Origin of the sequence: Streptomyces ureilyticus (genome assembly GCF_011045025.1) — a bacterium.
In the GTDB taxonomy this organism is placed as follows: Bacteria; Actinomycetota; Actinomycetes; order Streptomycetales; family Streptomycetaceae; genus Streptomyces; species Streptomyces ureilyticus.
Genome location: NZ_JAAKZX010000287.1, coordinates 1 through 9,824, shown reverse-complemented (window position 1 = coordinate 9,824; position 9,824 = coordinate 1). Strand labels below are relative to the sequence as shown.

Sequence of the window (9,824 nt, the reverse complement as noted above, 5' to 3'; positions counted from 1 at the left end):
GGGGTGGTGGCGGGGAGCGGCCCGGGGAGTTTGTCGAGCGGGAGCAAGGACACAGGGCACGTCGTCCTTTCGCGTCACGACCGTGGGGGCGGGCGTGGCGGATTCAAGGCAAGGCAGAACGGGGACTGTCGGAACCGTTCCCTCCCGGTGTGACGGCACGGTGTCCTGGAGCCGAAGGGGCGCCAGCGGGCGGGCGACGGTGCCGGAGATGATGCCCTGTTTCCGTGGCAAGGATGACTTTCTGTGTCCTTTGTCTCTTTACGCCCCGTCTGGTCTTGTCTCCTTGCGACTCTCCTTACGACTCTTCTTACGGCGCCGAGGCTCTTGTTTACTCACGACGCCGAGGCTCTCGTTTCCCTACGACCCCGAGGCCTTCGTTTCCCTACGACGCCGAGGCCTTCGCCGAAGCCGCGATCAACTCGTCCAGCAGAGCGATCAGTACATCCCGGGACGACTCGCGCTCGCGGGCGTCGCAGAGCAGCACCTGGGTGCCCTCCGGCAGTGCCAGGGACTCCCGGATCTCCTCGGGCGTGTACGGATGCTGCCCGTGGAAGCCGTTGACGCCGACGACGAAGGGGATGCCCCGCCGCTCGAAGAAGTCGATCGCGGCGAAGCTGGACTCGGGTCTGCGGACGTCGAGGAGGACCACGGCCCCCAGCGCGCCGATGGCGAGGTCGTTCCACATGAACCAGAACCGCTGCTGTCCGGGCGTACCGAAGAGATACAGCACCAGGTCCCGGCCGATGGTGATCCGGCCGAAGTCCAGCGCCACGGTGGTGGCCGTCTTCCCGGCGAGGCCCTGAAGGTCGTCGATGCCCAGGCTCGCGCAGGTCAGTCGTTCCTCGGTCCGCAGCGGGACGATCTCGCTGACCGATCCGACCATGGTGGTCTTCCCGACCCCGAAGCCGCCGGCGATCAGGATCTTGACCGTGTCGGGTGCCGAGGTCCCCTGGATCGCGGCACCCGAACTCCCAAGTGCTGGAGTCCCGTTGACGGGTATGTCAGAGCCGGCCAAGGCCGTCCCTCACTTTCTGCAGCAGGTCCCTGTCCGGTGTCCCGGAGACGGGACGGGGCGGATGGACGGCGATCCGGCCCGCCGCCAGCAGATCGCAGAGCATGATGGAGACCACGCTCACCGGCAGGTCGAGATGGGCCGCCAGCTCGGCGACGGCGATCGGCTCGGCGCACAGCCGCACGATCCGGGCGTGCTCGGGCTGCGTCCGGGCGGCCCAGGCGGGCGGCGGGTCCACCGCGGACACCGTCGTGATGAGAGAGAAGTCACTGCGGTCGGGACTGGTCCGGCCGCCGGTCAGCGCGAACGGCCGTACGAGACGGCCCGCCGCCTCGCCTCCGCTCACCTCACTCGCCGCGGTCGGCGGCGACCGTGCCCCGCGGCGCCGCGCTCAAGTGCTCGCCGATCTTCTTGACGAGCAGGTTCATCTGGTACGCCACCACGCCGACGTCCGCGCCCTGGTGGGTGAGCACGGCGAGATGGGCGCCGGTCCCGGCGGCGGTGATGATCAGGTAGCCGTTGCGCATCTCGATGAGCGCCTGGCGTACGGGGCCGCCGCGGAAGTCCATACTGACGCCCTTGCTGAGGCTCACCAGGCCGGAGGCGGTCGCAGCCAGCCGCTCGGCGTCGTCGCGCAGGAACGCCGTGGACCGGCTGACGACCAGCCCGTCGTCGGAGAGCACGACGGCATGGTTCACCTCGGCGACCCGGTCCACCAGTCCGGTGAGCAGCTGGTCGAGCTGGCTGTGCGTGGCGGGGATGGGGCGTGTCATTTCTCTGTCCTTCATGAGCGGTCTGCCGGCGGAGTCGAGGTGACGGTTCTTCCGGGGACGGGGACCTGCGTACCTGGGCTCGCTGGTGGGGCTTCCTCTCCTGCGCTTCCTGGTTCTGCCGGTTCGTTTCTTCCTTCGTTGTACGTCCACTCCTCACCGTCGTCACGGGCCCGAAGCGTGCCGCGCTGGAATCCGGACAACGAGGAGGCGGCACGCTCCGCGTCGAAGTCCTCGAGCGGGTCGTCCGCCCGGGCGGACACGGCGTCCTCCCGCAGCTCGTCGGCAAGGCTGGTCTGCGGCACGCGACGCGGCAGCGGAGGGGGGCCGCTGCGCCGGCTTGAACCGGGGCCGGAGCCGGAGGCGGGCCGGGCCACGCGGCTGGGTGTGTGGCTGTGCCGGTCATCGCCCTGCGTGCCGGTCGAGCTCTCCGCCAGAGCCATGGCCGGCTCGGCGTCCTCCTCGGACTCCCGGGCCACCCGGGTTTCCGGTCCCCTCTGGGCTGGGACGCCCGCTTCACCCGCCAGAGCGGCCGCCGAGCCCGAGCCGGCGGCAGCCGCATCTGGCGTGGGCCCCTCCCGCACCACGATGTCGTGGGGCACCAGCACGATCGCCGTCGTGCCGCCGTACGGAGAGGAGCGCAGCGTGACGGCGATGCCGTGCCGTGTCGCGAGGCGGGCGATCACGAACATGCCGAGCCGGAGGTCGTCGGCCAGCGCCACCACGTCGAACTGCGGCTCCACCGCCAACTGGGCGTTGAACGCCTCGTAATCGTCCTCCGGCATCCCCAGACCGCGGTCCTCGATCTCGATGGCCAAGCCCTTGGCCACCATCGCGGCCCGTACCCCGACCGGGCTGGGAGCAGGCGAGTACGCGGTCGCGTTGTCGATGAGTTCCGCCAGCAGATGGATGACGTCCGCCACCGCGGGCGGGGCGAGATACACCTCCTCGTCGGTGTGCACCTCCACCCGCTGGTACTCGGCGACCTCGCCGACGGCGCTGCGCAGGATGTCGATCAGCGCGACGGGTTCGCTCCAGGTGCGTCCCGGCCGCTCGCCGCTGATGATGACGAGGTTCTCCTCGTAGCGGCGCAACTGGCTGGCGTTGGAGTCGAGTTCGTACAGGCCCTTGAGGATGTGCGGGTCCTGGTGTTCGCGTTCCAGCGAATCGAGCTTGCTGAGCTGGAGATTGACCAGGTTCTGGCTCTGCCGGGCGATCCCCAGGATCACCTTCTGGAAGCCGCGCCGGGTGTCGGCGAGCTCCACCGCCGTATGGACCGCCGTGCGCTGGGCGGTGTTGAACGCCTGCGCCACCTGGCCGAGTTCGTCCCGGCCGTAGTCCAGCGGGGGTGCGGCGGAGTCCACGTCGACCTTCTCGCCCCGGTCGAGCCGTGTGACCACATCCGGCAGCCGCTCCTGGGCCAGGCTCAGGGTGGCCATCCGCAGTCCGCGCATCCGCCGGAACAGGGAGCGGGTGATGCGCCAGGACAGTACGACGCTCAGCAGCAGCGCGACGAGTCCGCCGACGCTCAGGGCGGCGGCCTTGACCAGCAGTGCGTCGGCCTCATCGCTGCTGCGGTCGAGCAGATCCGTGGTCTGCCGCTGGATCAGATTCGGGTACTGGACCGTGAGTTGGCCCATCGCGTCGTTCCATTGTTCCCGCGCGTCCGGCAGGTTGATCTTCCGGGCGTCGCCGCTGCCCGTCGCGCGGGCCTTGAGCACCTGGGCCTCGATGGCCTCCAGGTTCTTCCAGGCCGGCCCCTGGAGGATGCGCTCGGTCTGCGTCTTCACCGAGCCGGTCACGGAGTGGACGATCTGGTCCTCGACCAGCCAGCGCCGGGCGTTCACCAACTGGACGAAGGCGGCGTGCGACTCCTCGTCCAGCTCGCCGGACGGCCAGGCCAGGGTGAGCAGGGTGTTCTCCTGGGAGACCAGTTCCGCCGCGTGTTCCAGCGCGACGAGCGGTTCGGCCTGTGAGGTGAGATCGCCGTCGTCGACCTTGGAGAGCTCCTGGAAGGCGTGGAGCTGGTTGTCGATGATCGCGGTGTACTGGTCCAGCGACTGCCGGGCGATGTCGGTGCGGCCGTCGACCTGGTTCCGGTAGAACTCCAGGCTCCCCGCGGCGGCGATGACCGAGTACAGCCGGTCTCCTATCCGCTCGGGCGCCCTGTCGATCGCTTCCGACCGGCCGACCAGTTTGGCGACCTGTGCGTCCGTACGTTCCCGCTGCTTGTCGAGGGCGGCCCTGGAACTGCCGGGAGCGGCCAGCCACGCGGCCGACAGGCTCCGCTCCCGTTGCAGCGCGAGCGTCGCGTCCGTTCCCATGGCGCCGGTCGACCTGCTCAGCTCCGTCTGGGCCCGCAGCCGTAGCCCCTCGGAGAACATCTGCGTGGTCGTCACCCCCCACATCGCGGCGAGGGTGACGCTGGGGACCAAGGCCAGAAGGATCAGGGAGAGACGTATGGAACCGAGACGGCGGGGACCTGTCCGTGGAGACATCGTCGTCCTAGGGCGAGGAGCTATGAGCGGTGAGCGGTATGGGGCAAGGGGGAGGCGGGCGGTCGGGCGGTGAGGCGAAAGCGGTGGGTGGCCGCGTGTCCGACATCACACATTGGGTGCGGAGGATGCTATCCGTACCAGCGTCCGTACGCACCGTGAGAGACCTAAAAGCTTGGTGATGAAGCGGTATGAGAGCGGTGCGTGACCGTGCCCTGACTCCTCGTCCGCAGGCGGTCGTTGAGGACACCGCGAATTGGAGGAAATCTTGTTTCTCCACCGCGTCGCCTCGTGGGAACGTGCGGTCATGAGACCTGAGACCAGCACCGCCGTCCTGCGCTACTCGGCCTTCACCCCGGAGGGGTCCGGCGGTGACGGCGGCAATCCCGCCGGGATCGTTCTGGACGCCGCCGGGCTCGACCCCGACCGGATGCTGGCCCTCGCCGCCGAGGTCGGTTACTCGGAGACGGCGTTCGTCACGGCGCGGGACGATGCCGGACGCCGCTTCCGGGTGCGGTACTTCAGCCCTCTCGTCGAGGTTCCGTTCTGCGGGCACGCCACCGTGGCGACGGCCGTGGCGCTCGCCGAGCGGAACGGGCCCGGGGAGTTCGTCTTCGACACCCCGGCCGGAGAGATCCCGGTGTCCACGGCCGCCGACCCCGACGGGACGCTGCGCGCCACCCTCACCAGCGTCCCCACCCGCTCCCGCCCGGCCACCCCGGACGAGGCCGCCGAGGCGCTCGCCGCGCTGCGCTGGGCCGAGACCGACCTGGACCCCGAACTGCCGCCGCACGTGGCCTTCGGCGGAGCCGAGCACCTCGTCCTCGCCGTCGCCTCCCGCGCCCGGCTGGCGGATCTCTCGTACGACTTCGACGGCCTCGCCGACCTGATGCGGCAGCATGGCTGGACCACGCTCCAACTGGTCTGGCGCGCGGCGGACGACCTCTTCCACGCCCGCGACCCCTTCCCGGTCGGGGGCGTGGTGGAGGACCCCGCGACGGGAGCGGCGGCCGCCGCCTTCGGCGGCTATCTGCGCACCCTCGGCCTGGTCCGCGAGCCGATGACCCTCACGGTCCGCCAGGGCGAGGACATGGGGCGCCCCAGCGAGCTGCTCGTGGACATCGACCCGACGGATCCGCGGGTGCGGGTCACCGGTCGGGCTCGCCCGATTCGGTGACCCGCACTGACCAAAGACGTACTGAAGACGTACTACGGCAGTCCCCACGGCTCGCCCGGCTCGCTCAACTCCACCGGAGCGATGTCGAGTTCGGGGCGTTCACCCGCGTACAGCAGCACCTCCCTGCCCTTGGCCAGCTCGATCACCAGCGTGCCGTCGTCCGTCGTGTGCGTGCGTGCCCGGCTGCCGTCGTCGAGCAGCGCCGTCACCGGCCCGCCCGTCAGATCGTGGCGGATCTCGAGCCGCTCGCCCGCCAGGCTCCGTACGCGGACGAAACGGGTGACGCCGCCCTTGCGGACCGCGCTGACCAGGAAGGCCCCCTGGGTGCGGAAGTCGTGCAGGGTGACGTCGGCCCAGGAGTCCGGAACGGCGGGGAAGACCCGTACGACACCGCCCCAGCTCTGGCAGAGCATGTCGTGCAGCGACTGCGACGCCGACAGTGGTGTCTCGATGACCGGGCCGGCCTCCGTGTAGTGGGTGTTGGCCCGGCAGGGATACCGCGTGCTGGGGTCGAAGAACTTCTTCAGGTACTCCAGCGCCGTGGAGCCGCGGCCCATCATCGCGTACATGGACGCGGCGCCCGTATAGCTGTAGCCGCGGTGGGAGCCGGTCACCGCGTGCCAGTGGACGATCGACTTCTCGATCAGCTCGCGCTGCTCCGGCTGCTCCCAGTTCACGAGGTACAGCGGGTACACCATCAGCAGGTGCGAGTAGTGGCGGTGGGACTGTGCATACGGCGTGTCCGCGCCGATCATGTAGCCGTTGTCGTCCACCGGATACGGCGTCAGTTTCGCCAGTACCTCCTGCCAGCGCGGCTTCAGCGGATCGTCGGTGCCCAGTCGCTCGGCCCCCTCCAGAAGCGTGTGGCAGCCCCAACGGATCAGCGCCAGATCGTAGTTGGTGTCCTTCGGGGGTACGACGGGATACTCCGGCGACAGCGTCGACGGCAGGTGCAGCTTGCCGTCGCTGTCGGGCTGAAGGAAATGCAGGTAGTAGTTGATCGTGCGGCGCAGCAGCGGGTACACCGTGTCGCGCAGCAGGGCCTCGTCCATGGTGTGCCGGTAACTCAGCCATACGTTGTGCAGCGCCCAGGTCAGATTGCCCGACTCACCTCCGCTGCCCGGGGTGGGGGCGCTGCGGTTGGCGAACATGTCGGAGCTGCGGCCGACTCCGGCGCTGTCCGGGCGGTACGCGGCGGGCACGTTCGCGATCAGCTGTTCCTGGTTCTGCCTCAGGGTGGTGGCGAGCGAGTCGAGTTCCAGATGGTTGGAGCCGTGGATGAGCCAGTACTCCAGCTGCACGTTGAGGTTCCACCACACGGCGGGCCAGGGTGTGGGCTCCAGCCAGGGCCCGCAGGTGGCCATCACGGGGCCGTCGGCGCGGCTGGCGGACGCGACCTTGTAGAGCTGGATCCAGTGGAAGCTCTGCAGCCGCTCGTCGGGGAACGAGACGAAGCTCTTGCGGTAGAAGGCGTGCCACCAGCGGGTGTGCAGCCTGCGCAGCGCACCGTACGAAGGGGCGCGCTGGACCTTCCGCAGTGAGACCTCCCCGGCGCGGGTGTCGGAGGGGTGGCTGTGGGCGACGCTGAGCAGGAGCGTGTCGCCCGAGCGACGGTAGGCCGTCGCCGTCTGTCCGCCGCCGAGGAGCGGCTGGAGAACCTGCTCGATGTCACCCGAAGTCCGCTTGGTCCAGGGTGAGTTGGCGACATACCCGGCCGGCGGCGCCTCGCTGATCTTCCGGGGGCTGACGGCTTCCTCGGGATGGAACGTCCAGCGAACCTCCTCGTCCCCGTCGGCCGTCACGCGTGCGGCGAAGATCCCGTCATGGATGAGCGCGGAGAGCGTCAGGGTGCCCTTGTCGGTGCTGATCGTGCCGGTGAGCTCGGCGTTCCACAGGCTCAGCCGCCAGTCGACCGCACTGATGGTGCCGACCGGGTCGAGCGTCAGATGCCCCACGGGCAGCCGGCACGTCCCCCAGCCGCTGCCGAACTCCGGCCGGTGGTCCTGCACTTCACCGTGCTGCACCGTGAAGCGGATGCTGTTCGCCTCCGGCTCCCGGTACACCATGCTGCCCAGCCGCCCGTCCCCCAGAAACGGCCCTTCATGCCACAGCGTGGGCATCCTGCGCCACACCAGGTCCTGCTTCCGCAGGAAGTCGGCCCACGCGCCGTCCGACTCCATACGGTTGCGCAGCTTCCAGCGACGACCGCTGCCTTGCACTGGGGAGGATGGGCCGGCCGGAGCGGCGTGGGCAACTCCCGGTAGAGCTGCGGCAGTTGTGCCGACCAGGGCCGAGCCGAGTACTGCTCTGCGTGAAGTCATGGCTCACCGCGTCCAGTACGTGATGTTGCGGAAGCGCGCCTCGGCGCGACCGCTGCCGTGGTGGTAGACGCCGTTCTTGAAGTGGCGCGTGGCCGGGCCGCGGTCCTGGGTCGTCAGCACCAGCTCGTCGTCGAAGTAGACCTTGACGCTGCGGCTGGAGGCGTTGTGCTCCAGCTTGACGTTGAACCACGTGTTGTACGCGTTGGTCTTCAGGACCGTACGGTCGTACGCCCGCACCGAGCCCCCGCTCGCGCTGTAGGCGTTGAGCATGAAGTCCGTGGCGGGGGTGCCCTCGGGGTGGATCACCCGGAGGATCTGCACAAAGGTCGCGCCGTTTGTGCCCGACGGGATGTAGACGTCGGCGTCCCACATGTGCTGCCCGGACGTGTACTCCTGCCTCCAGCGCATCTCGGTGCGCGGGTCCGTGGAACTGCCCTGCGACATGGGCTCGTCGGTGTCGTACACCCACATCCGGTGCACGCCACCGCTGTTGCTGTAACGCTCGCTCAGACTGAGATTCCACGGCTTCTGCATGCCGTAGGTGAACGAGGTCTTCTCCCAGCCGTCCGTGGGAGACGCGGCCACGGCGGAGGACACCGACGGGGTCATCGCCCAGGCGGCGCCTCCCGCCAGTAAGCCTCCGGCGGCAAGAACCGTACGTCTTGATGGGCCCATGTCACTCCTTAGCGATTCATCGGATCTATCCTCGACGCAACGTAGAAGGAGGCAGAGAAGCCCGTCAATATGTCGGTCGCGTCGAGAATAGATCCGATGTACTGGCCGCTAAGTCTGGACCTTACTCACCAGGCGTGGTACCCGAAGGGAGACCTTTCACCAGGTGACCGGGAGGGCACGAACGCCGTGGACGGAGCTCGCCGGCAGGGCGAAGTCCTCGGGCGGCGCGGCGAGTTGAAGCGCGGGCAGCCGGCGGAACAGAGCCGGAAGCCCGATCTGGAGCTCCGCGCGGGCCAGGGACTGGCCGATGCACTGGTGCAGTCCGTGACCGAAGGCCAGATGACTGCTCGTGTCGCGCCGGATGTCCAGCTCGTCGGGGTCGGCGAAGACGGACGGATCGCGGTCGGCGGCCTGCAAGGCCACGACCACGCCTTCCCCGGCTCGGATCCGGACGCCGGCCACCTCCACGTCCTCGGTCGCGATCCGCCGCATCCCGGAGTGCACCACGGTCAGATACCGCAACAGCTCCTCCACCGCTCCCGGCCAGGCTTCCGGGTCCGCGCGCAGGGCGGCCAACTGCTCGGGATGGCGCAGCAACGCGACCACGGCCAGCGGGAACATATTCGCCGTCGTCTCATGCCCCGCCACCAGCAGCAGCGAGGCGAGCCCGACCGCCTCCGCCTCCGTGGCCTCACCGGTCGCCACCCGCTCGGTCGCCAGGCGCGAGACCAGATCGTCGGCGGGCTCCTTCATCCGCAGGGCCAGCAGTTCACCGAGGTAGGCGTGCAGGGCCTTGCGCGCCGCCATCATCTCCTCGGGACCCGAGGCGAGGCTGCTGATCGACTTCGACTGCCGCTGGAAGAAGTCGTGGTCCTCGTACGGCACCCCGAGCAGCTCGCAGATCACGAGGGAGGGCAGCGGGAGGGCGTACGACTCGACGAGATCGGCCGACCCAGAACCGTCCGCCGTCATCGTGTCGATCAGTTCCTCGCAGATCCGCCCGATCGCGGGCCGCAACTCCTCGATGCGCCGGAAGGTGAACGCGGGGATCAGCATCCGGCGCAACCGGGTGTGGTCGGGCGGATCCATCATGAAGAACTGACCCGGCGCACGCGGCGGCGCCTGCGGCCGCATCCCCGGGAAACCGGGCAGCGTCGCGTCCGCGCTGAAACGCGGATCGGCGAGCACCGCGCGGGCGTCCTTGTGACGGGTGATCAGCCAGGGACTGGTCTCGCCCCAGATCGTCACCCGCCGAATGGGCTCCTCAGCACGCCACTTGGCGTACTCGGGGGCGGGATCGAGGAGCGGGCGGTCGGTGCAGCGCCGCGTTCTTGGTCATCAGCCGTACGGCGCCCTTGGCCGCGTGGTACGAGA

At 69.3% G+C, this 9,824-nt stretch carries 8 protein-coding genes; 1 reads left to right on the top strand and 7 read right to left on the bottom strand.

What is annotated here, in order from left to right; all coding sequences use genetic code 11:
• Positions 1-382 precede the first annotated feature (382 nt).
• From G6048_RS43895 to G6048_RS43880, 4 genes are read right to left on the bottom strand one after another with little or no spacing between them, the layout of a single operon-like run.
• Entirely contained in the window at positions 383-1,015 is a 633-nt protein-coding gene (locus G6048_RS43895) for a GTP-binding protein (protein WP_206342871.1), read from the bottom strand.
• Complete coding sequence (locus G6048_RS43890; RefSeq protein WP_165345206.1) at positions 1,002-1,358, bottom strand: DUF742 domain-containing protein; 357 nt, start codon at positions 1,356-1,358, stop codon at positions 1,002-1,004. The genes G6048_RS43895 and G6048_RS43890 overlap by 14 nt, the downstream gene beginning before the upstream one ends.
• A 1-nt stretch (position 1,359) precedes the next feature.
• Positions 1,360-1,785: a roadblock/LC7 domain-containing protein gene (locus G6048_RS43885; RefSeq protein ID WP_033328462.1), complete on the bottom strand. Its 426-nt coding sequence runs from the start codon at positions 1,783-1,785 to the stop codon at positions 1,360-1,362.
• A gap of 11 nt (positions 1,786-1,796) precedes the next feature.
• A complete protein-coding gene (locus tag G6048_RS43880; protein WP_165345205.1) occupies positions 1,797-4,280 on the bottom strand; it encodes a sensor histidine kinase in 2,484 nt (827 codons plus the stop codon).
• A 304-nt stretch (positions 4,281-4,584) separates the two neighbouring features.
• Between G6048_RS43880 and G6048_RS43875 the strand changes: the two genes are divergently transcribed.
• Entirely contained in the window at positions 4,585-5,454 is an 870-nt protein-coding gene (locus G6048_RS43875; protein ID WP_165345204.1) for a PhzF family phenazine biosynthesis isomerase, read from the top strand.
• A gap of 32 nt (positions 5,455-5,486) precedes the next feature.
• Here the strand turns inward: G6048_RS43875 and G6048_RS43870 are convergent, their stop codons facing one another.
• From G6048_RS43870 to G6048_RS43860, 3 genes are all read right to left on the bottom strand, one after another.
• Positions 5,487-7,775 carry a glycosyl hydrolase family 95 catalytic domain-containing protein gene (locus G6048_RS43870; protein ID WP_165345203.1) on the bottom strand — a complete coding sequence of 763 codons (2,289 nt, stop codon included), beginning with the start codon at positions 7,773-7,775 and terminating at the stop codon, positions 5,487-5,489.
• 3 nt (positions 7,776-7,778) lie between these two features.
• Positions 7,779-8,450, bottom strand: coding sequence for a polysaccharide lyase family 7 protein (locus tag G6048_RS43865; RefSeq protein WP_165345202.1), 672 nt, complete (start codon positions 8,448-8,450; stop codon positions 7,779-7,781).
• 156 nt (positions 8,451-8,606) lie between these two features.
• Positions 8,607-9,707: a cytochrome P450 gene (locus tag G6048_RS43860; protein ID WP_165345207.1), complete on the bottom strand. Its 1,101-nt coding sequence runs from the start codon at positions 9,705-9,707 to the stop codon at positions 8,607-8,609.
• Positions 9,708-9,824 lie beyond the last annotated feature (117 nt).